Origin of the sequence: Sphingobium sp. B12D2B, from assembly GCF_025961775.1 — a bacterium.
Lineage (GTDB): Bacteria > Pseudomonadota > Alphaproteobacteria > Sphingomonadales > Sphingomonadaceae > Sphingobium.
In genome coordinates this window covers 2,976,064-2,996,779 of sequence record NZ_JAOQOH010000001.1, presented here as the reverse complement: position 1 = coordinate 2,996,779, position 20,716 = coordinate 2,976,064, and the positions used below count along the sequence as shown (strand labels likewise).

Annotated in this window: 17 protein-coding genes and 1 tRNA gene; 8 read left to right on the top strand and 10 right to left on the bottom strand. The window is 64.2% G+C overall.

What is annotated here, in order from left to right; all coding sequences use genetic code 11:
- Positions 1 to 36: 36 nt before the first annotated feature.
- Both M2335_RS14150 and M2335_RS14145 read right to left on the bottom strand, forming a co-directional pair.
- Complete coding sequence (locus M2335_RS14150) at positions 37 to 537, bottom strand: Rid family hydrolase (RefSeq protein WP_264578208.1); 501 nt, start codon at positions 535 to 537, stop codon at positions 37 to 39.
- 47 nt (positions 538 to 584) lie between these two features.
- Positions 585 to 3,239, bottom strand: coding sequence for a TonB-dependent receptor plug domain-containing protein (locus M2335_RS14145; RefSeq protein WP_264584306.1), 2,655 nt, complete (start codon positions 3,237 to 3,239; stop codon positions 585 to 587).
- A 200-nt stretch (positions 3,240 to 3,439) separates the two neighbouring features.
- Between M2335_RS14145 and M2335_RS14140 the strand changes: the two genes are divergently transcribed.
- Positions 3,440 to 4,105, top strand: coding sequence for a RidA family protein (locus M2335_RS14140; RefSeq protein WP_264595093.1), 666 nt, complete (start codon positions 3,440 to 3,442; stop codon positions 4,103 to 4,105).
- On the opposite strand, the gene M2335_RS14135 is transcribed toward M2335_RS14140, so the two are convergent.
- The 8 genes from M2335_RS14135 to trpD form a co-directional block, all read right to left on the bottom strand.
- Positions 4,064 to 4,993, bottom strand: a complete 930-nt coding sequence (locus tag M2335_RS14135; protein WP_181558759.1) for a DNA-binding response regulator — start codon at positions 4,991 to 4,993, stop codon at positions 4,064 to 4,066. The genes M2335_RS14140 and M2335_RS14135 overlap by 42 nt on opposite strands.
- Before the next feature lies 1 nt (position 4,994).
- Positions 4,995 to 6,689 (bottom strand): hybrid sensor histidine kinase/response regulator, encoded by a 1,695-nt coding sequence (locus tag M2335_RS14130; RefSeq protein WP_264595092.1) that lies wholly within the window; start codon positions 6,687 to 6,689, stop codon positions 4,995 to 4,997.
- A 223-nt stretch (positions 6,690 to 6,912) separates the two neighbouring features.
- Positions 6,913 to 7,368 carry a c-type cytochrome gene (locus M2335_RS14125; RefSeq protein ID WP_264595091.1) on the bottom strand — a complete coding sequence of 152 codons (456 nt, stop codon included), beginning with the start codon at positions 7,366 to 7,368 and terminating at the stop codon, positions 6,913 to 6,915.
- Positions 7,369 to 7,371: 3 nt separating this feature from the next.
- On the bottom strand, positions 7,372 to 8,637 hold the full coding sequence (locus tag M2335_RS14120; RefSeq protein WP_264595090.1) for an FAD-dependent oxidoreductase: 1,266 nt from the start codon (positions 8,635 to 8,637) through the stop codon (positions 7,372 to 7,374).
- 83 nt (positions 8,638 to 8,720) lie between these two features.
- Positions 8,721 to 9,926 (bottom strand): gephyrin-like molybdotransferase Glp, encoded by a 1,206-nt coding sequence (gene glp / locus M2335_RS14115; protein ID WP_264595089.1) that lies wholly within the window; start codon positions 9,924 to 9,926, stop codon positions 8,721 to 8,723.
- 21 nt (positions 9,927 to 9,947) lie between these two features.
- On the bottom strand, positions 9,948 to 10,415 hold the full coding sequence (gene moaC, locus M2335_RS14110; RefSeq protein WP_264595088.1) for a cyclic pyranopterin monophosphate synthase MoaC: 468 nt from the start codon (positions 10,413 to 10,415) through the stop codon (positions 9,948 to 9,950).
- Positions 10,412 to 11,200, bottom strand: coding sequence for an indole-3-glycerol phosphate synthase TrpC (gene trpC, locus M2335_RS14105; RefSeq protein WP_264586607.1), 789 nt, complete (start codon positions 11,198 to 11,200; stop codon positions 10,412 to 10,414). The genes moaC and trpC overlap by 4 nt, the downstream gene beginning before the upstream one ends.
- Positions 11,197 to 12,189: an anthranilate phosphoribosyltransferase gene (gene trpD, locus M2335_RS14100; protein ID WP_264595087.1), complete on the bottom strand. Its 993-nt coding sequence runs from the start codon at positions 12,187 to 12,189 to the stop codon at positions 11,197 to 11,199. The genes trpC and trpD overlap by 4 nt, the downstream gene beginning before the upstream one ends.
- Before the next feature lie 179 nt (positions 12,190 to 12,368).
- On the opposite strand from trpD, the gene M2335_RS14095 reads away from it, so the two are divergent.
- The 7 genes from M2335_RS14095 (at position 12,369) to M2335_RS14065 (ending at position 20,693) form a co-directional block, all read left to right on the top strand.
- Positions 12,369 to 12,442, top strand: a tRNA-Gly gene (locus M2335_RS14095).
- Between the two features lie 249 nt (positions 12,443 to 12,691).
- Positions 12,692 to 14,680 carry a BCCT family transporter gene (locus tag M2335_RS14090; protein WP_264595086.1) on the top strand — a complete coding sequence of 663 codons (1,989 nt, stop codon included), beginning with the start codon at positions 12,692 to 12,694 and terminating at the stop codon, positions 14,678 to 14,680.
- A 327-nt stretch (positions 14,681 to 15,007) separates the two neighbouring features.
- Positions 15,008 to 17,149: a putative bifunctional diguanylate cyclase/phosphodiesterase gene (locus M2335_RS14085; RefSeq protein WP_264595085.1), complete on the top strand. Its 2,142-nt coding sequence runs from the start codon at positions 15,008 to 15,010 to the stop codon at positions 17,147 to 17,149.
- Positions 17,150 to 17,440: 291 nt separating this feature from the next.
- On the top strand, positions 17,441 to 18,199 hold the full coding sequence (locus M2335_RS14080; protein ID WP_264574499.1) for a histidine phosphatase family protein: 759 nt from the start codon (positions 17,441 to 17,443) through the stop codon (positions 18,197 to 18,199).
- Positions 18,196 to 19,089 carry an NAD(P)H-hydrate dehydratase gene (locus M2335_RS14075; protein WP_264595084.1) on the top strand — a complete coding sequence of 298 codons (894 nt, stop codon included), beginning with the start codon at positions 18,196 to 18,198 and terminating at the stop codon, positions 19,087 to 19,089. Before M2335_RS14080 ends, M2335_RS14075 begins: the two co-directional genes overlap by 4 nt.
- Positions 19,090 to 19,206: 117 nt before the next feature.
- On the top strand, positions 19,207 to 19,749 hold the full coding sequence (locus M2335_RS14070) for a hemerythrin domain-containing protein (RefSeq protein ID WP_264576508.1): 543 nt from the start codon (positions 19,207 to 19,209) through the stop codon (positions 19,747 to 19,749).
- Positions 19,750 to 19,751: 2 nt separating this feature from the next.
- Positions 19,752 to 20,693 carry an NAD(P)/FAD-dependent oxidoreductase gene (locus M2335_RS14065; protein WP_264572109.1) on the top strand — a complete coding sequence of 314 codons (942 nt, stop codon included), beginning with the start codon at positions 19,752 to 19,754 and terminating at the stop codon, positions 20,691 to 20,693.
- Positions 20,694 to 20,716 lie beyond the last annotated feature (23 nt).

Genomic DNA, 20,716 nt, shown 5'->3' with positions numbered 1-20,716 from the left:
GGGAGGCGCGATCCCCCGATGCGCCTCCCTCGACCCTCACGGCATTTTCGCCGCGATGGCCTCGATCTCCACATACATGGTCGGGCGGCCCAGCGCGGCGACCTGGATTGTCGAGCGGGTGGGCTTGTTGGGTTGTTCCGCCGTGCCGAAGAAGGTGCGGAACACCTCATTCATCCCGGCTGAGTCCATGCGGCCCCCCGTCTCCGGGGTGCCGACCAGGAACACCGTCATCTTGACGATGTCGCCCATGGAAAAGCCCTTGGCTTCCAGCGATGCCTTCATCTTGGTGAGGATGCTGAGCGTCTGCGCTTTGGTATCGCCCAATTCTTCCGGCTTGGCCGGATCGACCGGCGAGGGTGTGGTGCCGGAGACGAACATCATGTTCGCGCCCGCCGGCACGAAGGCCAGCGAGGCGATGGGGGAGTTCGGCGCGCCATAGGTGCGCTCGACGGTCTGCGCGCCGGCGGCCGAGGGGAGCGCTGCAAGCAGCGCTCCTGACAACATGGCGGCGGTGATGCCGGTCTTCTTCAATGTCATTCTCCTCGTCCAGATACTGTTGATGTAAAGTGGCTCGTCTTGTTCGATCAGAACTTGAGCGTCAGGCGGGCGTAGTAATATCCGCCGTTCGACCCGTAGGGACCGAAGGTGTAGGGCGCGTTGAACGTGCCGCCGTTGTTGATGTAGGGCGAGACACCGGTCGTCGGCCACGTCGCGGGATCGTAGTTTCCAACGAGTGCCGGCACTTCCGGCATCTTGTCGAACAGGTTGTTGGCACCGATCGCCAGGTTGGCGAACTTGGTGATCTCGTAGCTGAACTCCAGATCGACGATCGCGGCCGGCGCCACCTCGGCATTGTAGTAACGCTGGTTGTTCGACAGCAGGATCGGCGCGGGCAGGGCAGCGATGCCACGGCTCGCATTGCCGTTGGCCGATGTGCTGTTGGGCTGCACGAACTGATTGGTCTTGCTGTAGTAATTCACGCGGGCATTGGCGGTGAACTTGCCGCTGGTGAACAGGGCGCTGAAGTTGCCCTTGAAGGCCGGGCTGGCCTTCTCGATGATCTGCTCGGAGGTTGGGCCGAACAGGGTGCCCAGCTTGTTCTTCGTGACCTTGGTGAGGTTGTAGTTGCCGCCGATCGAGAAATCGATGTTACCGAAGGGCAGATCGACCGGATAACGCGCGGCGAGTTCCAGGCCCATCGTCCGGGTATCGATGCCGTTGGTGAAGGTCTGGATCGCCAGCGAACCGTTCGTCCGCACGGTCGGATCGAGCTGCTTGCCGCTGGCATTGATGGCGTTGATCACCAGGTCATAGGGCGTCAGGCCATTGATCAGCGCGGCCGGCGTGTCGATACCGACACGTTGCGGCGGCGACGTCAGGTTGACGAACTGCTGGCCGGTGATGCTGCCCGAGGACACGATGCGGTCCTTGATCTTGATGAGATAGCCATCCAGCGTAATCGTCAGGCGCGAGATCGGGCGGAGCACGATACCGGCAGAGAAGTTGACCGACTTTTCCGGACTGAGCGCGCCGAACCCGGCGCTGGCCGATCCCGGCGAACTGGGCGCAAGTTGCAGCGTGGCAGAGGTCGGCCCGACGTTCGTGGCCGAGTAGCCGGATTCCTGCAGTGAGGGTGCGCGGAAGCCCGTGCTGGCCGTCCCGCGGATCGCGAAGGCCGGCGAGAAGTCGTAGCGCGTCGTGATCTTGCCGATCGTCGTGTCGCCGAAGTCGCTGTAATGCTCGTAGCGGCCGGCGACATCCACGGTCCAGTCGGGCACCGGGTTGACGGCGACGTCGATATAAGCCGCCTTGGCGTTGCGCGAGAGTGTGCCGGCATCGCTGAGAGCATAGCCGGGGAAGGACTGGCCACCCTCGACATAGCGCGACAGCGCGTCGCCAGCGCCAATGGCGTAGGTTTCCTTGCGATATTCCGCGCCGATGGCGAAATTCAGCGGATCCTCGAAGCCCACGTCGAACTCCTTGCGAAGATCGAGGGTGCCGACGAACTGGGTGAACTTGAAGCTGCCGTCATAGAAGTCGGACGGCGACTGGCCGGTCGCGACAAACAGCGACGCGTTGGCCGAATTGGTGGTGTAGACCTTCGCGACATCTTCCGAATAGCTGCCGGCCAGATCCCAGTCCCAGCCGCTGATCTCGCCGCGCAGGCCGGTGGTGAACTGGAATTCGTCCTGCTTCACCTCGATATGCGGCACGAGGCCGGTCTGGGCGCTGGTGCCGAAGCAGTTGGTCGGGTCCGTGGTGGTCGCGGTGCCGGCGGTGGTGCGGCACAGGCGGGTCGGATGGCGATAGCCCTGCAGGGCGTCACCATGACGATAGGAGATATTGCCGAACGAGTAGAGCTCGACGCCACCGAAATCATAGCCGAAATTGTAGAAGCCGAGCGTCAGCTGGGATGCCGGCTGGCCGCCGTTGATCCCGGCGGTGCAATTTTTGGCATTGCAGGCGTCGAGCAGCGGCTTGAAGGCTGCTGATACGTTGGTGACGGTGGTGCCGTCATAGTTCCGCACCGAGAACTGACCGTCGCCGACCGTTGTCCAGTCATTGCGACGATGGAAGAGCGACAGGTCAAGGAAGCCGCTCTCGCCGATCGGCATGCCGAAATTGCCGCTCGCGCTGTAGGTCGTGCCTTCGCCGTCATAATATTGGCCGGCGTTGAACTTCACCGCGCCGCCATAAGTGTCCGACTTGAGGATGATGTTGATGACGCCGGCAATGGCGTCCGAACCATATTGCGCGGCGGCGCCGTCCTGCAGCACCTCGATGCGCTGAACGATGTCCGGCGGAATCAGGTCGATGCTCGGCGCGGCGGAACCGCCGAAGGCGCCGTTGATGACCTGCAGGATGGAGTTGCCGTGGCGGCGCTTGCCGTTGACCAGCACCAGCGTGTGGTTGGGGCTGAGGCCGCGCAGGCGGGCCGAAAGCGAGAAGCTCGCCATGTCGGTGCCCTGCGTCTGCGCCTGGAAGCTCGGCACGAGCTGGGTGAGCGCCTGGTTGAGGTTGGGCTGACCCACCTTTTCAAGTGCGGAGGAGCTCAGCAGCTGGATCGGCGCGGCGCTCTCTGCGGCCATCATGCCGGTGGAACGGGTGCCGGTGACGATGATCTCGCCGCCATCGGCCGGCGGCTCCTGCGGCGTTTCGGCCGTTTGCGCCACGGCTGCGGCGGGAATGGCTGCGCTCGTAAGGAGCAATAGGGCAGCAATATTTCTGCGCGTGATCATGAAGACGTCCCCCTTGTTCTCGTGGTGCGCTCTCCTTTTTGTCTGTCTTTTCGGCGGGTTATGGTTGTTGCGCCGAGCGTCCCGCGTCGCCCTTTGATATGCTGTTTTGCGCCTGGCTAGCTGATCGGACTGGTCGGGATTCGGACATACGCATTTTGTCGTATGGTGGCGGAGGGGGGGTATTCGTAGCTAACATCACTATGATTAGACGCGCTTATTCGGCTCGCCGCGACCTGGGTCGCATGTCTCTCAAGGCCATGTTGGCCAAGACCGTTCTGGCAGGTGCCGCCGCGCTACTGCTGACTGCGGTGCCCGCTCAGGCAGAGGTCACGCGGATCAAGGGTAATCCCAACGCGATCATTCTGGATGGCGTACGCGTCGGCGAGGGGATGGAGACCTTCTACCTCTCCGGCCAACTGCCGTCCCCGGTCGATCCCGCCAAGCCGATGAGCGAGGTCAAGACGCTGGAGGAGATGGGCGACACCAAGGCCCAGACGATCAGCACCCTCAACAAGATCAAGAGCCTGCTCGAGGCGCAGGGCTATAAGATGTCCGATCTGGTGAAGCTGTCGCTGTTCGTCGCGGCGGACCCGCGCACCGGCAAGATGGACTTCGCCGGCGTTAACGAGGGGTTCCGTCAGTTCTTCGGGACGCAGGCTAATCCCAACACCGTTGCGCGCTCCACTTTCCAGGTCGCCGCGCTTGTCGGCCCGCTCTACCTGATCGAGATCGAGGCCATCGCGGTGCGCAAGTCCAGCGGCGCGTCGCCGGAGGCCTCGTACATGCGGCCGCCGCGCCTTCCCCCCGCCCTGCGCAAGAAGTCGCTACTGGCCCAGCATGCGGATCGCGACAGCCGCCGCGGCTGAGCGGGTCTCCACCCCCAGCTTGTCGAAGATCCGCTCCAGATGCTTGGTGACGGTACGCGGGCTGATCTCCAGCACATCGCTGATCACGCGATTGGGTTTGCCATAGCTCACCCATAGCAGCACCTCGGCCTCGCGCCGGGTGAGCGGCAGGCGCTCCTGCAGGCGGTCGAGATCCTGCTCGGGATTGAGCTCGTTGAGGCGGATGAGCACTTCATCCTCCCGATAATGGGCGATGACCTGCATCTCCAGCTCACCCTGGCCCTTGGTCTGTCGCACGCGCACGGCATTGCCGGCGACGCCCTCATCCTTGGTCAGCAGCTTCTCGATCTGGTTGCGGATTTCTTCCGGCAGCGCGGATTCGCTCCGCAGCCAGCCGGGTGAGACGCGCGAGATGGCCTGTTCCGCGCGCGGGGTGCACCACAAGAGACTGCCGCGCGCATCGGTGGCCAGGATCAGCCGGTCGGTCGCATCGAGACTGGCGACGCTGGCATGGACGGCACGCCCCTGGGCCATATGCACGCGCACGCGGGCCAGCAGCTCCTGCAGGTCCACCGGCTTGCGGACATAATCCACCCCGCCGACTTCGAAGGCCTCGACGACATGCTCGCTCTCCGTCAAGCCGGTCATGAAGATGATCGGGATGCTGGCGAGCTGGGGATTGGCCTTGATCTTCTGCGTGGTCTCGAACCCGTCCATGCCGGGCATCACCGCATCCATCAGGATGAGGTCGGGCATGATGTTGCCCAGCTGAGCCAGCGCCACATGGCCGGAGGTCGCGACCAGCACGGAAATCTCGGCTGTCTCCAGCGCGGCGGTGAGCATCCGCAGCGTGTCCGGCTCGTCATCGACGATCAGGACGGTGTCCGAATGTCCGGGAATGCCAATCATGTCAGTAATCCTGTAAGAGGCGCGCCATGGCGGTCAGGTCGTATCGGTCGAGGTGCTGGTAAAGCTGGCGAACGAGCGGCTCGGCGGCGGGTGAGGCCCGCTCCAGCTGCTTGATCTCGGTTTCGATCCCGCGAATGTGCCCGATTCGCAGGCATTCCTGCATCCGGGCGATGTGCTTGCGGGCGATGTCGTCGAGCGCAACCGGCGCTGGCTGCATGGCGGGCGGGGTATCCGGCCCGGCGCTGCCGACATTCGGCGCATCGTCCTGCCAGCGCCACGTCAGTTGCAGCAAATCGCCAATCGCGCCGACGAGCGATTCAAATTCCACCGGCTTGACGAGAAAACGATCGTGCTGCGGACTGTCATGCTCCGGGCGGTGCAGTTCCTCGCTATTGGCCGAGAGCATGAGGATTTGCAGCCGGTCGCCGAACATCGCGCGCAACTCGCAGCCGATCTCCCAGCCGGATAGCCCCGGCAGGCTGATGTCCAGAATGGCGAGGTCCGGCGGCGTCTCGCGCGCGGCGAGCAGCGCCTGTTCGCCATCGGCCCGCGCCTCGACCTGAAAGCCGAGCCCGCGCAGCAACTGCTCGAGGAAGTGGCGCTGGTCGGCATCGTCCTCCACCAGCAGGACATGGCGGGGCTTGCCCTCATAGCCGGTCAGCTTGCGCATGGGCGCCGAGGAGAGGGCCTTGCCGGCCACCTCGCTCAGCATCATCACGATGCGGAAGCAACTGCCGCCTTCCGGCGTGCTGACCAGATAGAGCTGGCCGCCGAGAATCTCCACCAGCGTGCGCGAGATGGCGAGGCCGAGGCCGGCGCCGGACTCCCGCCCCTCGCCGCGCTCGAATGGCTCGAAGATGCGCTGCCGGTCTTCCGGCGCGATGCCCGGGCCGGTGTCCTTCACCTCAAAGGTGGCGATCTGCCCGGCATAACCCACTTTGAGCGTCACGCTGCCGTGTTGGGTGAACTTGATCGCGTTGGAGAGCAGGTTGATCAGCACCTGGCGCAGCCGGTTCTGGTCGAAGCGGGCGATCTCCGGCAGGCGCCCGGTCTTTTCCAGCGTGAATGTGAGGCCCTTGGCGTGGGCGGCGGGGCGCATCATCGAGACGATATGGTCGAGGAAGCTGTTGAGGCGCACCTCTTCAGTGCGCACGCGCAGCATCCCGAATTCGAGCTGGGAGATATCCAGCAGCCCCTCGACCAGATTGGTCAGATGCTCCGAGCAGCGCAGGATGACCCGCGCTGCCTCCTGCGCGTTGACGCCATCGCCCCGCTCGAACAGTTGTGCATAGCCATAGATGGCATTGAGCGGCGAGCGGATCTCGTGACTGACGCTGGCAAGGTAGCGGCTTTTGGCGAGGTTCGCGCTGATCGCACTCTGCCGTGCCGTCTCCAGTTCACTGACCAGATGCTGGGCGCGGATCGTGTAGGCCGCCGCTTCCCGCCAACGGCGAATGCCGAGCAGCAGCAGGAAGCTCAGCGCCAGAAGATCGAGAATGGTGAGCGTTTCCAGCAGCAACCGATCTTCATTGTCGGACACCATGTGCAGGCCGACGAAAATCCCCCCAAAGGCCAGCCCGAGAAGCCCGAGCTTGACGAGGTGGGCGAGCCGGGGCGGTTGCGTCTCCAGAACGCCGGCAGCATCGATCTTCTCGATGGGAGCGGTATCCCTGCGGTGAAGATCCTGCCGCGTCATGGTCGGCCGATCTGCCGGTGATGCGGGCGGTGGCGACGCAGCGTCCTGAAGCCGGGACAATCCGACTCCAACGGCGATCGACCTTGGTTCACGCGCGCACGGTTCATTTGATGAATGGTGCATTGCAAAAAGGACAAACTCAAAGCCTCGCGCGCGCGCGAGGCATTTTCCCGGAATCTGTGGCAAATTTGCTGCAGTGCGTCATAAGGAAAAAGGGCTGTGCCTATTGTGTTCTGGGCACAGCCCTGGCGGTGAGCTTGAGGTCTGTGGGCTGCACGGTGATCCGCGCGAGAGCGCCGGTCTCGCTGGGCAACGCAGCGCTTCCGGCCGGCAGGCCATTGGCCTGCAGCAGGAAAGCGATGATGTTCGTCGTGTCGTCCGGCGTCAGCGAGCCGGGCGCGAATTGCGGCATGGCCCGGCCGACATAATCATGCAGATTGGAGAGCGGGGCATTGCTCCAATGGGCCATGAAGCGATCGCCAAGGCCGGGAATCTCGAACGTGCCTTCCAGCGCCCGGCCGTGGCACATGGCGCAGCGCGTGGCATAGAGGCGGGCGCCAGCTTCGGCCTGCGCGGCCGTATAGACGCCGTCTCGCGTGCTGGCCGAAGGGGGTGTCGCAGCGATCGCGGCGAGGGCGGTCAGGGCAGCGGCCAGCAGCGGGGCAGTGCGCAGCAGCATCGGTCAGCCCTGTGCCTGGAAGCCGGGCGCGAAGACGGGCGCCATGATCTCCAGACCTTTCTCGATATCGGCGACATTGGGCAGTTCCATGCTGTCGCCCACGCCCAGCATCTCGCCCATATCTGGGTTATTGTTCATCACGACGATCCCGTCGCGCTTGGAGGTGAGCGAAACATTGCGATAGCGCACGCTGTAAAAGGCGTCCGGTTGCGGCACGAGCCAGCCGGTCTGGCCGCGCACCGGGATGATGGTCTTGTCCTGCCACAGGTCGCGGGCGGCATAGCCGGTGCAGTTGATCACGACCTTCTGGGGCAGTGCCGCATAGTCCGCCGGGCGAGCGAAGTCGCGCATCACGAACTGCCCGCCGCGCTCGAAGAACTCGCCGAGCATGACATGGGCATAGCTGGCGAAGTTGAAGATCATCTGCGAGCTGCGCCGCACATGGGGTTGCGGGAAGGGGTTCTCCTCGGCGCTCAGCGGCTGCGCCTGCGGCACGATGTCCCGAATGCGTTCGCTATAATGGCCGAACTCGGAATTCTGCTGTGGCCGCCCACTCGTCGCGAAGTTCTGCGTGATTGCAGGGTCGGCTGGCCACTCCCGCCGGGTGATCGGCGTATCCGAAAGCTGGTAGGAATCGCCGAACTCCACCGGATGGCCCGGCAGACCGAGATAGGTGCGAAAGGCCTTCCACGAGAAGCGGGCCATGCGTTCCCACAGCTCGCCAAAGGCGGGGCCGGCGGGCTCGGCCAAGGCGATGCGGCTATCCGGGGTGAACGATCCGCTGGCGCGGAACGAGCGGGTCTGCTGGATGGATTCGCGCGCATAGAGCGTGACCTTGAGGCCGGCGCGCTGGGCCATCACGGCCGTGGTCAGGCCGATAATCCCGCACCCCACCACCGCAATCTCGCGCGGCAGCACGGAGAGCGCCTTGCCGACCGCGATGTCGGCGGAGCCCCAGGAGAGCGACCAGCCGCTGCCGCCATGGCCATAATTATGGATGACGAGGGCATCGCCCACCGTCTCCACGTCCAGATTCGGCCCGGCGGCGCGCAGCGGGCGGATGCAGCATTTCACGTCGATCAATTGGTCGCGACTGATGCGAATGGGAACGAGCGCCGTCCGGCGGCTTGGTGCACGCAAAGTCGCGGGACGGGAACCGGAGGCTGGCGCGCAGGCCTGCAGCCCTAGCATGGCTGCGGCGCCGATCGTTCCTGTGAGCATGGCCCGGCGTTCGACGCCCAGCTGCCCCTCTTGCCGAAATTCTGCCATGCGACCCCCATTTGAGACGCAGACTGTAGGGCGCGAGGGGAGGGCAGCAATTGCCCAGAATACGTATTGAGTGCTGGAAAGGCTCAGTCCCCGCCGAGGCCGAGCGCGGCCCAGTCGAGCAGCTCTGTTTCTTCCCCAGCGCGCGCGGCCGGCGCGCCTTCCGGCCGGACGATCAGCGCATTGGCCTGGGCAGCGGCATGCATCGCGCCGCTATCCTGGAAAGCCAGCGGCGTGGCCATGCCCACGCCGTCGACCATCGCGCGCATGAACAGCCTGCGCTTGCCGCCCGGGGGGAGGTCAGCGCCGAGCCGAACCGTGCGGCTCTTGGGCAGCACATCCGTTCCGCCGGCAAGACGCCGAATGAGCGGCAGCAGGAACAGCGCGCCGGTGACCATTGCCGAGACCGGATTGCCGGGCAGGCCGAGCATGATCTGCCGCCCGATGCGTGCCACGATCAGCGGCTTGCCGGGCTGCATGGCGATCCGCCAGAAATCGATGCTGCCGCCTGCCGCCTCCAGCGCCGGGCGCACCAGATCGTGATCGCCCACGGACGCTCCGCCGGAGGTGACGATGACATCGGCGGTAGCCGCATCGCGCAGCGCGGCGGTCAGCGCATCCAGATCGTCCCGCACGATCCGCTCGATGGTCACCACGCCGCCCGCGCCGCCAATCATGGCGCGCAACATCGCGCCGTTGGAGGCCGGGAGCTTGCCGGGCGGGCAGGGCGCGCCGGGCGGGACGAGCTCGTCGCCGGTGGAGAGGATCGCGACCCTCGGCTGGCGATGCACCGTCAGCGTCTCGTGGCCGGCAAGCGCCGCCAGACCAATCTGGGCCGCGCCGATGCGCAGGCCAGCTGGCAGCAGCGTGTCACCCTGCGCGAAATCGCTGGCACGCGGGCGGACATGCCGCCCCGCACCGCCCGGTCCGTCGCCGGTCAGGCGAATGGACAGGCCATCGGCAGCGATATCTTCCTGCACCACCACGGTATCCGCGCCGGGGGGCAGCGGTGCGCCGGTGAAGATCCGCATTGCTTCGCCCGCGCCGATGGCCTGAGCCGGAGGAACGCTGCCCGCCGCGCTTTCGCCCACCAGGCGCCAGGGACCGGGAAGATCGGCATGACGGATCGCGTAGCCATCCATGGCGGAGAGGGCCGTCCAGGGCTGGTCGCGGACTGCGGTCAGCGGTGCGGCCAGCCATCGGCCGTTCGCCTCAGCCAATGAAACCGCCTCGGGCGCGAGCGGGGTGGCGAGGGCGAGCAGTCGCTGCTGTGCGTCATCGACAGAGATCATGGGCGCGCCCCCGCCATGATCTCAGGCGGTCCAGTCGCCGGACTTGCCGCCCGCCTTGGCCGTGACGTGGATGTCGCGAATGACCATGTGCTTATCCACGGCCTTGAGCATGTCGTAGAGTGTCAGCAAGGCGGCGGAGACGGCGGTCAGCGCTTCCATCTCCACGCCGGTTTTGCCGGATGTGCGCACGGTCGCCGTGGCGATGGCGCCGCCCGCATCCAGCGCAAGGTCGAGCGTCAGGCCGGTGAGCGGCAGGGGATGACAGAGCGGAATGATGTCGCTGGTGCGCTTGGCGGCCATGATGCCGGCGATGCGCGCGGCGGCGAACACATCGCCCTTGGCGGCAGTGCCGTCCGCAATCGCGGCGCGAGCTGCTTCATTCATATCGATCTTACCGGTCGCGCTGGCGGTGCGGCTGGTGTCGGCCTTGGCTGTTACATCCACCATGCGCGCGGCGCCGGCCTCGTCGGTATGGCTGAGGCCGCTCATGCGCCGATCAGCGCGCGGGTCGCTGCCTCGACATCATCCTGCCGCATGAGCGATTCGCCGACCAGGAAGCAGCGCACGCCATGCTCCGCCATCGCATCGAGGTCCGCCTTCGAGCCAAGACCGGACTCGGCGACGAAGGTGCAGCCCTCCGGCGCGCTGCCGACCAGCTCATAGGTGCGGGCGAAATCGACCGAGAAATCCTTGAGGTTGCGGTTGTTCACGCCAATCAGCCGCGAGCGCAGGGTCAGCGCCCGCTCCAGCTCGGCGGCATCATGCACCTCCACCAGCGCATCCATGCCGAGGCCGAGCGCGGCATCCTCGATCTCCTGCATCTGCGCATCGGAGAGGGCCGAGACGATGATCAGCACGGCATCGGCGCCGATCGCCCGGCTCTCCAGCACCTGCCAGGGATCGACCATGAAGTCCTTGCGGATTACCGGCAACGAGACGGCGGCGCGCGCCGCGATGAGATAATCCTCATGGCCCTGAAAATAGGGCGCGTCGGTCAGCACCGAGAGGCAGGCCGCGCCGCCCGCCTGATAGGCGCGGGCATGGGCCGGCGGATCGAAGTCGGCGCGGATCAGCCCCTTGGATGGCGAGGCCTTCTTGACCTCGGCGATGAGGCCATAGCCGCCCGCGGCCACCCTGGCGTCGAGCGCGCGACGGAAGCCCCGCGGTGGGGTCTGGGAGGCAGCCATCGCCTGCAGGTCGGCGAGTGACGTCGCCTGCTTGCGGGCGGCGACCTCGTCCCGCTTGGTGGCGCAGATTTCATCGAGCTTGTTCATGCGTAGGCGATCCAGCAGTCGAGCAGGGTGTTGGCAAGGCCGCGGTCGAGGGCTTCGGTGGCTTCCTCGACCCCTTCGGTCAGCGTTTCGGCCTTGCCGGCGACGATCAGCGCGGCAGCGGCATTGAAGAGCACGGCATCGCGATACGGGCCGGCCTCGCCCAGCAGCAGCGCCCGCAGTTTCGCGGCATTGTAGGCCGGGTCGCCGCCCTTGATTGCGTCGATAGGGTGTGTCGGCAGCCCGGCATCGGCCGCGCTGATCCGTCGCATCGCAATGATGCCGTCGCTCGTCACATCGGCCACGTCATTGCCGCCGGCGAGGGAGAGTTCGTCCAGCCCCTCATCGCCGGAAATCACCATCGCCCGTTCGGTGCCCAGCTCCGCCAGCGCCTGTGCATAGATCGGCACATAGGCCGGGCGCGCAATGCCGATGAGTTGGCGGGTGACGCCGGCCGGATTGGCGAGCGGGCCCATCAGGTTGAAGATGGTCCGCCGGCCCAGCGCCTTGCGGATCGGCGCAATCCGCGCGAGCGAGGGATGATGCTTTTGCGCAAAAAGGAAGCAGATGCCGAGGTCCGCCAGCGTGCGCTCGGCGGTGTCTGCTGCGCGGTCGAGGTCCAGTCCCAACGCCTCGAGCGTGTCGGCGGCGCCGGCCTTGGAAGACGCAGCGCGATTGCCGTGCTTGGCCACCGGCGCGCCACAGGCGGCGACGACAAGGCTGACGGCAGTCGAGATGTTGAGCGTATGATGGCCATCGCCACCGGTGCCGCACACGTCGATGGTCCCCGCCGGCGCCTGCACGGGAATGAGGCGCGCCCGCATCTCCCGGGCGGCGGCGGCAATCTCGGTGGCCGCCTCGCCGCGCTCGGCCAGTGTGACCAGAAAGGCGGCGATTGCTTCGTCCTCCACCGTGCCATCCAGAATGGCGGCGAAGGCGCGGGCGGCGTCCTCCGGCGAGAGAGGGCTGGCAGGATCGGGCAAGCTGTTCATTGCCGATCCTTTGCAATCTGCGGCGCGCAAAGTCGAGGGTCGATCAATGCTCTGCCGCCAAAGGATCGCGATGCGAAGCTGTTGACGCTGCCGTGCCTGTCGTGGCAATGGCTCCAGCGCATCGCCACTGAGCGGTCGTCCCGGCCGAGTGCCGGTGAGGGTCGGCGAACGGTCGATGAGCGGGTATAGCTCAATGGTAGAGCACTAGCCTTCCAAGCTTGTGATGCGGGTTCGATCCCCGCTACCCGCTCCAGCCCTTTTTCATTCGTATCGCGATGTTGCAAGCCGGCTGCGCACGTGCGGTGATCTGGGCGATCATTCATGATCGGGCGGCATTCTTCGCTCTTGATTCCCTTTGTGAGCGGACAGGTGCAGAAGATACCGCGCGCTAAGGTCACGCTGCTGGCACGGACTGCTGGCGTTAGAATGAGCCATATGCAACCGACCGCGCTTCGCCTCGTTCCCTTTCCTGAACAGAGTTCCGGCTGCATGGGGGGAAGAGGTGAGCGAGCCATCGTTTGATGATGCGCCGGAAGGCACGACAAAGCGCCGGGTTGAGATCAATCCTACCGTGTTCTTCGTCTCGGCCGGTCTCATTCTCGCCTTTGTGTTGTTCGGAGCAATCGCTCCTAACGTTGCCGGCCGGCTATTCGCCGCTGCGCAGGCGCTCATCGTGGCGGACTTCGGCTGGTTCTACATCGCATCGGTGGCCGGCTTTCTCGTGTTTGCCCTGTTTTTGATGTTCAGCCGCTATGGCGACGTCAAACTTGGGTCCGACGACAGTGAACCGGACTACAGCTATCCTTCATGGTTCGCGATGCTGTTCAGCGCCGGGATGGGGATTGGGCTGATTTTCTTCGGCGTAGCCGAGCCTATCCAGCATTACGCCTTGCCGCCGGTCGGCGAAGGTCGCACGATCGAATCCGCCCGTCAGGCGATGGTCCTTACCTTCTTCCACTGGGGGCTCCACGCCTGGGCGATCTACATCGTCGTCGGCCTGGCGCTTGCCTATTTCGCCTTTCGTCGCGGTCTGCCGCTCACCATCCGCTCGGCGCTCTACCCGCTGATCGGGGAGCGGATCTATGGTCCTATCGGCCACGCTGTCGACATCTTCGCCGTGCTGGGCACCATGTTCGGGGTCGCGACTTCGCTCGGTCTGGGCGTGCTGCAGGTGAATGCCGGCTTTAGCTATCTGTTCGGTCTGCCGAGCAACACGGTCATCCAGCTCGTCTTGATTGCCGCCATCACGGGGTTGGCGACGCTGTCGGTTGTCATGGGACTGGACCGAGGCGTGAAGCGCCTGTCGGAACTGAACATCATCCTGGCCGCCCTTTTGCTGGTCTTCGTGCTCGTGACGGGGTCGACGGTGTTTCTGCTTCAGGCCTTCGTCCAGAATGTGGGGACTTATCTTAGCGAGGTCGTGCAGCGCACCTTCCGTCTGTACGCCTATGAGCCCAATCCGTGGTTGGGTAGCTGGACGCTGTTCTACTGGGGCTGGTGGATCGCATGGTCGCCATTTGTCGGCATGTTCATCGCGCGCATCTCGCGCGGGCGGACAATCCGCCAGTTCGTCGGCGGCGTTCTGCTCGTCCCGGCGCTGTTCACCTTCCTTTGGATGACGGTATTCGGGAACACAGCGATCGCGCTCGATCTGAGCGGCGCAGCCCACATCGCCGATACGGTCGCCAACAACCTCCCGGTCGCCTTGTTCGAGACGCTTGAGCAGCTCCCGCTTTCCACCATTGTTTCAGGCATCGCGACGCTTCTCATCATCACGTTCTTCGTAACGTCAGCGGATTCCGGTGCGTTGGTCATGGATATGATCACGTCCGGCGCGGCGAAAGACCCTCCCGTCTGGCAGCGTGTTTTCTGGGCGGTCTGCGCCGGCGGTGTCGCGGCGGTGCTGCTGGTCGCCGGTGGGCTTCAGGCGCTTCAAACCGCGGCGATCGCCAGCGCGTTGCCCTTCGCTGTGGTCATGGTGTTCATTTGCTATGGCCTGTTGCGAGCCCTTCAAACCGAGAGCCAGGAAGCGATGGACCTGTCTGCTGCGGGCGCGGCCACGGGCGCAGAAAACGCCCTCACATGGCAGCAGCGCCTCGCAACCATCACCCGGTTTCACGATCGAGACGAAGTCCTTACTTTTCTAGCCGACATAGCCCAGCCGGCCCTCGCGGCCGTGGCGGCGCAGATGCGAGACAGCGGCATTTCCGCGCGCCTCATGCAGGATGCCGATCATGTGGGGCTCACCATCCCGCATGGCGAGCGAGGCGATTTCGATTACACCGTCCGTGCGCGCGGATTTCGTGTGGCGAGTTTTGTTTGGGCCGAGCCGCGAAAGACCCAGGAGCGAGAGCGCCTACATTATCGCGCCGTGGCGCACTCTTCCGACGGCGGGCAGCCTCATGACGTGACCGGCTATACCGACGAGCAACTGATCAACGATCTGCTTAATCGCTATTCCCGCTTCCGTCACAGCCGGCGGATGTCGTGATGCGATCAGCGGCAGTCAGCAGAAGGTAAAGGGTAGAGCTCGTCTGAAATGTAGTCGTAAGACGCAAACGGCATTTGGCCTCAGAGAACATTTCATCCGATTGCAAGCTCGCGTGAGGGAGACTTCAAGGGAGCGTGTTCGTTCGTCCGCACGCTTTCTCCGACGGAAATTTGTCAGCGAGGTTCTGCTGAGACACGGGCTCATTCTGAGCGAAAAAGCCGTCAGCTATCCCTCCATCCGAAATGCGGTGAATGGAGAATCTTTATTAACGTCTTGGTACGACCTGCGGCCCAAAGGTGCTGAAAACAGTCACATCAGCAAAGGCCTATGTCACTCATTCAACGCGTGCCTGCTCGCTATCTCTGGCCTGTGCTATTGCTTCTCGGGTTGTGCTTTGGAAGCATTCTAGGGCTCATTTTAGTCACGACCTCCGCGCAGGATCGGCTTGAGGCAGTACGCGAGACGCGGACGCTGGAAGCTGCCCTCGCGACAAGCGTCTCCATGGTGGAGCATGATCTTCAGGACTACGCGAAATGGGACGACGCAGTGCGCCACATTTCGTACGACTTCAGCGCGGCGTGGATCGACGACAACATCACGGCTTACCTCGGTAAAACCCAGAATTATGACCATGTCTTTGTCATCGGTCCTGACGGGGGGACCCGCTACGCCTTCAGCAACGGGAACCGATCCTCATCTAAACTTGCCGAGATACTGGGTCCGTCAATTCAGACGGCGATGGCAAAAGTGCGTGCTATGGATGATCGTGGCACGCCAATCGTCAGCGGCTTTGCCCGCGAGAAACGTCAGGTTTTCGTCTACTCGGTTGCTGCCGTTGTTCCCTTGACCAACAAAGTGTCGGCGCCTGCGGGTGAGAGGCACCTGCTCGTCATAGCCGAGCGTTTTGATGCGAGCCATCTCGCCAGTATCCGTGCCAAGCACCATCTCCCCGCCCTAGCGCTAAACCTGGCACGGCCAGCCCCGTCGAGCGCCGCGCTAGTCCTGCGAGATATGGATGGTAACCAGATCGCATCCGTTGAGGTCGCGTTCGAGACCCCTGGCACACAATTTCGTCGCGAGGTCATCCCTGGGTTTGCCGGCATCATGGTCGTCGCGGTTATCGCTGCGCTTTTTATCCTGCGGCAGGGGGGGCAGTCCATTGCAGCATTGACAGCCAGCCAAGCCAGAACTCAGCATTTGGCGAACCACGATCCTTTAACGGAGCTTCCTAATCGCCGCGTCCTCCTCGGTCGGCTCAACGAGGCGATTGCGACCGGTAATCATTTCGTTCTGCTTTACATGGACCTGGATGGCTTCAAAGGCGTGAACGATCTTTATGGCCATGGCGCAGGAGACGCCCTGCTGCGGGAGGTGGCATCCCGGCTCGCGGCGGCAGCGCCGGCGCATTCGCTGATTGCTCGCACGGGCGGCGACGAGTTTGCAATATTGTGCCAGCTTGATGTCGATGGCCCGGGATGTTCGCTCGCCGAACGCATCATCGCTTCCTTTCAGACGACAGTTCCGGTTGCCGGCGCCAATATTCTCATCGGAATATCCGTTGGCGTCGTGACGTCTTCTTCAGATGCTCTCGTCGATATCGACGAGCTGATGCGCCGTGCAGACGTTGCAATGTACAATGCCAAAGCCAGGGGGAAGAACCGCTGGAGCGACTTCACCCTTGAACTGGACGAAGAACATCTCGTGCGGAAGCGTCTTGAACAGGACCTGCGCATTGCAATCGCGGAAAATCGAATTGAACTGGCCTATCAGCCCATTGTTCTAGCGGAATCCGGCGCCATTGTTGGGCTTGAAGCCCTGGCGCGATGGACCCATCCCACCGAAGGTCCAATTCCCCCAGATGTCTTCATTCCGCTTGCCGAAATGACTGGCCTAATCGGCTCCTTGGGAGGGCAGGTGCTCCGCAGGGCCTGCATCGACATCAAGCCTCTCGGCATCGACCTCTCGGTCAACCTCTCGCCCGCGCAGTTTTGGGATGCACATCTTGCTGACCAGATCAGCGCAATCCTTGCCGACACAGGCTTTCCAGCTGACCGGCTCGAACTCGAGATCACTGAAAGCTATTTGCTGGGTCGGCCACAGGCCGCTGCGGCAATCATGGCCGATCTGCGGACCTTGGGCATCCGGCTCGCTTTGGACGACTTTGGAACTGGCTTCGCAAGTATTGGTTACCTCCAATCCTTCAAATTCGACCGGTTGAAAATAGATAAGCTCTTCGTGAAAGAAGCCATGGGCTGTGCATCAGGTCGCGATCTGTTGGTAGCCATTGTAGCGCTGGCCCAAGCGCTGGGTCTTAGGATCACGGCAGAAGGCGTAGAGACAGAAGATCAAGCGGCCCTCGCCCGGGCCGCAGGATGCCACTGGCTGCAAGGCTGGCTGTTCGGCCGCCCGATGCCGCTCGCCCAGCTACTCCAAGAAAGCAGTCTAAGGCGCGGGACTCAGAAAAGATGATTCTCGATTGCAGCCGCTGAACGAGAATGAAGTGGGTGGCGTGGCCGCTCCTGCCGACCGAGCGATAGTGTAAACCCCAATCTTTTGGCCTTCGGAGCCGTCATTGGTTCGGCTTCAACAACCGACCGGTGTGTTGAGTGCAGCACCCAGCTTAGACAGCAAGGGGGCGCAAGCGAACAACTGGAGCGCTTTGAATCGCGGGCGCCGCCGGGGTGCTCGCTGTCCGCGCCTCACGCTCATGGGGATCGAATTAAGCGTCAGGAACGTTCCGCGATCACCAGCGGAGGCAGTATGCATTGGCCAGAACAGTTGATTATCGTGCGCCACGGGCAAAGCGCGGGGAATGTCGCCCGCGACGCTGCGCACGAGGCAGCGCATGACCGGATCGCTCTGACCTCGCGGGATGCCGACGTGCCGCTGAGCGACCTCGGTACGGCGCAGGCGCGCGCCCTGGGTCTGTGGTTCTGCGAGCAGCCGGCCGAGCATCGGCCACAGATTCTCTTATCTTCTCCCTATCTCCGCGCCTTTCAGACCGCGGAGCTTTTCCGCGAGGCGGGCGGGACCGACCGGCAGGAGCCGATCTGCTTTGACGAGCGCCTGCGCGAGAAGGAGTTCGGCATTCTCGATGGCCTCACCACGCCCGGCGTCGCGAATATCTTCCCTGATCAGGCCGAATTTCGGCGCCTGCTGGGGAAATTCTATCACCGCCCGCCCGGGGGCGAGAGCTGGTGCGATGTCATCCTGCGGTTGCGCTCCGTCCTCGATACCATCTCGCTTCATTATGCCGGAAAGCGGGTGATGATCTTCACGCATCAGGTGGTGGTCCTCTGCATGCGCTACATCATCGAGAGCCTCGATGAACAACGCATCTTGGCGATCGACCGGGAAGGGGACGTGGCCAATTGCGCCATTACCGACTATCTCTTCGATCCGTCGGCCGGCCGGGATGGCGGGCTCAAGCTCCAGCGCTACAATGTGACAGCGCCGATGCAGAACCACGCGACCCCGGTCACCAGCGAACCTGACGCGATCACGGGGCGGCGCGGATGATGCCGACCCTCGACCGCGCCTGGCTCGAAGCCCATCCGCTGCCGCCGATCGCGGCACTGGGCGATAAGGACGCGCGGGGCCGGGTTCTCCTGGTCGGCGGCGCGGAGTTCGTGCCGGGCGCGCTCAGGCTCACCGGCGAGGCGGCGCTGCGCGCGGGAGCCGGCAAGCTCCAGATGGCGACCGTGCGATCCGCCGCAATGGCGCTCGCCGTCCTGGTGCCCGAGGCGGCGATGATCGCCCTGCCTGCGGATGAGGATGGCGAGATCGCGCTCGAGGCGGTCGGGTTGCTGCAGGAACGCCTCGCGCGCTGTGACACGCTCATCCTCGGGCCGGGGATGTCCGCGGGGGATCGCACCGAGCAGTTTGTCGCCGCGCTGCTCGGCACGCCAAAGCCGGGCCAGACGATCATCCTCGATGCCGCTGCCCTCACTTGTGCCCGGAAGCTCGAGAAGCTGGTGGCGGCGCATGAGGGGCGGGTCATCCTGACGCCCCACCATCGGGAAATGAGCTTTCTGACCGGGCAGGATATCGACGTGATCCGCAAAGACCCGCGCGGCGCGGCGCTGCGTGTGGCGCGTGCCTTCAACGCGGTCGTCGTCCTGAAGAGCGCCCAAACCCTGATCGCGTCGCCGCGAGAAGATGAGCCCTTGCTGTTCGAGGGCGGCAGCATCGGTCTCGCCACGGGCGGGTCGGGCGATGTGTTGGCCGGTCTCATCGGCGGCCTTGCCGCGCGCGGCGCCGATCCTTTGCGAGCGGCGGCCTGGGGTGTCTTCGTCCATGGCGCGGCGGGCGCCGGCGTCGCCAACCAGATTGCCCAAGTCGGATTTCTCGCGCGCGATCTTCTGCCGGTCATTCCCGGGCTGATCGCTAGCCTGGAACCGGAGCGATGAACGACGGCAATCGTATTGCCAAAGGTTAATATGGGCGGCGCGGCGGGGTCCGCGGCGTCGTTCGGTGGTTGTTCTGCGAAGGGGCGCGCGCCTGCGCCCCCAGGATGGAGAAACGACATGGCCACGACCAAGACTGCCGCAAAGCCCAAAGCCAAGCCCGCATCGAAGAAGCCTGCATCGAAGACGGCGCGCAAGACCCAGCGGGCGGCGGCAAAGCCCGCCGACGCGATCAAGCTGCTCAAGGACGACCACAAGGAGGTGAAGGGCTTTTTCGACCAATATGCTGATCTCGAAGACGATGCCGAGAAGCAGGCGCTGGCTGACAAGATCTGCCTCGCTCTGACGGTTCATGCGCAGATCGAAGAAGAAATCTTCTATCCCGCCGCGCGCGAGGCCATCGACGATGATGACCTGCTCGACGAGGCCGAAGTGGAACATGCCAGCGCCAAGCAACTCATCGCTGAGATCCAGGCCATGAAGGCGGGTGACCGCCTGTTCGACGCCAAAGTGACGGTGCTTGGCGAATATGTTGAGCACCATGTCGAGGAAGAGGAGCAGGAGATGTTTGCGGAAAGCCGCGAGAGCGAACTCGATCTCAAGGCCCTGGGCGCCGAGCTCGCGGCCCGCAAGGCCGAGTTGATGGCGCAGGCCAGCAAATAAGCATGGCCGTCCAGGAGCCGGCCGACCCCTCGGCCGAACGGCTGGACTGCCTGATCGTCGGCGGCGGCCCTGCGGGGCTGACCGCCGCGATCTATCTCGCACGCTTTCATCTGACGGTCTGCGTCATAGACGGCGGACATAGCCGAGCCGCCTTGATCCCGCTCACCCGCAATCATGCCGGGTTTCCGGAAGGCATCTCCGGGGTCGATCTGCTTGCGCGGATGCGCGGACAGGCGACCCTCTATGGCGCGCGCCTGCAGGACGGGATCGTCGAGAGCCTCGCGCATGATGGCAGCCAGTTCATCGCGCACGCGGGCGGCCGAAGCCTCGCTGCGCGGACCATCCTGCTCGCCACCGGCGTGGTCAATCGCCGCCCCATGATGATGGACGATCTATGCCATGATCGCGCGCTTGCGACCGGTCGGCTCCGCTATTGTCCGATCTGCGATGGCTATGAAGTCACGGACAAGGCCATCGCGGTGCTCGGAACGGGCGAGCGCGGCTATAATGAAGCCACGTTCCTTCGCGGCTATTCCGCCGATATCACGCTGGTCGCGCCTGAAGGGGGACATAGTCTGGAACCGGCGCAATGCGCTGGGCTGAAAGCGGCGGGCATCGATATTGCCGGACAATGTACGTCCATCAGCTTGGTGGAAGATCAGATCGCGCTCGGCATCGAGAGCGAGACGCGCCGCTTCGACACGCTGTATCCGGCGCTGGGTTCGGACATCCGCTCGGAGCTGGCCGGGATGCTCGGCGCAAGCCGCACATCCGAGGGGTGTCTGATGGTCGACGCCCACCAGCGCACAGACATCCCCGGGCTTTATGCCGCCGGCGATGTCGTCCTCGGCCTCGACCAGATCAGCCACGCGATGGGGGAGGGCGGCGTCGCCGCGACCACGATCCGGAACGATCTGGCCAAGGTGGCGCCCCTCCGTCGCTAGTCAACGCTGCGACGACCGCCCAC

Bases quoted from the DNA above. Each gene is read 5' to 3' on its own strand.
- M2335_RS14150 (WP_264578208.1), bottom strand. From the start codon at position 537: ATGACATTGAAGAAGACCGGCATCACCGCCGCCATGTTGTCAGGAGCG.
- M2335_RS14145 (WP_264584306.1), bottom strand. From the start codon at position 3,239: ATGATCACGCGCAGAAATATTGCTGCCCTATTGCTCCTTACGAGCGCA.
- M2335_RS14140 (WP_264595093.1), top strand. From the start codon at position 3,440: ATGATTAGACGCGCTTATTCGGCTCGCCGCGACCTGGGTCGCATGTCT.
- M2335_RS14135 (WP_181558759.1), bottom strand. From the start codon at position 4,993: ATGATTGGCATTCCCGGACATTCGGACACCGTCCTGATCGTCGATGAC.
- M2335_RS14130 (WP_264595092.1), bottom strand. From the start codon at position 6,689: ATGACGCGGCAGGATCTTCACCGCAGGGATACCGCTCCCATCGAGAAG.
- M2335_RS14125 (WP_264595091.1), bottom strand. From the start codon at position 7,368: ATGCTGCTGCGCACTGCCCCGCTGCTGGCCGCTGCCCTGACCGCCCTC.
- M2335_RS14120 (WP_264595090.1), bottom strand. From the start codon at position 8,637: ATGGCAGAATTTCGGCAAGAGGGGCAGCTGGGCGTCGAACGCCGGGCC.
- glp (WP_264595089.1), bottom strand. From the start codon at position 9,926: ATGATCTCTGTCGATGACGCACAGCAGCGACTGCTCGCCCTCGCCACC.
- moaC (WP_264595088.1), bottom strand. From the start codon at position 10,415: ATGAGCGGCCTCAGCCATACCGACGAGGCCGGCGCCGCGCGCATGGTG.
- trpC (WP_264586607.1), bottom strand. From the start codon at position 11,200: ATGAACAAGCTCGATGAAATCTGCGCCACCAAGCGGGACGAGGTCGCC.
- trpD (WP_264595087.1), bottom strand. From the start codon at position 12,189: ATGAACAGCTTGCCCGATCCTGCCAGCCCTCTCTCGCCGGAGGACGCC.
- M2335_RS14085 (WP_264595085.1), top strand. From the start codon at position 15,008: ATGTCACTCATTCAACGCGTGCCTGCTCGCTATCTCTGGCCTGTGCTA.
- M2335_RS14080 (WP_264574499.1), top strand. From the start codon at position 17,441: ATGCATTGGCCAGAACAGTTGATTATCGTGCGCCACGGGCAAAGCGCG.
- M2335_RS14075 (WP_264595084.1), top strand. From the start codon at position 18,196: ATGATGCCGACCCTCGACCGCGCCTGGCTCGAAGCCCATCCGCTGCCG.
- M2335_RS14070 (WP_264576508.1), top strand. From the start codon at position 19,207: ATGGCCACGACCAAGACTGCCGCAAAGCCCAAAGCCAAGCCCGCATCG.
- M2335_RS14065 (WP_264572109.1), top strand. From the start codon at position 19,752: ATGGCCGTCCAGGAGCCGGCCGACCCCTCGGCCGAACGGCTGGACTGC.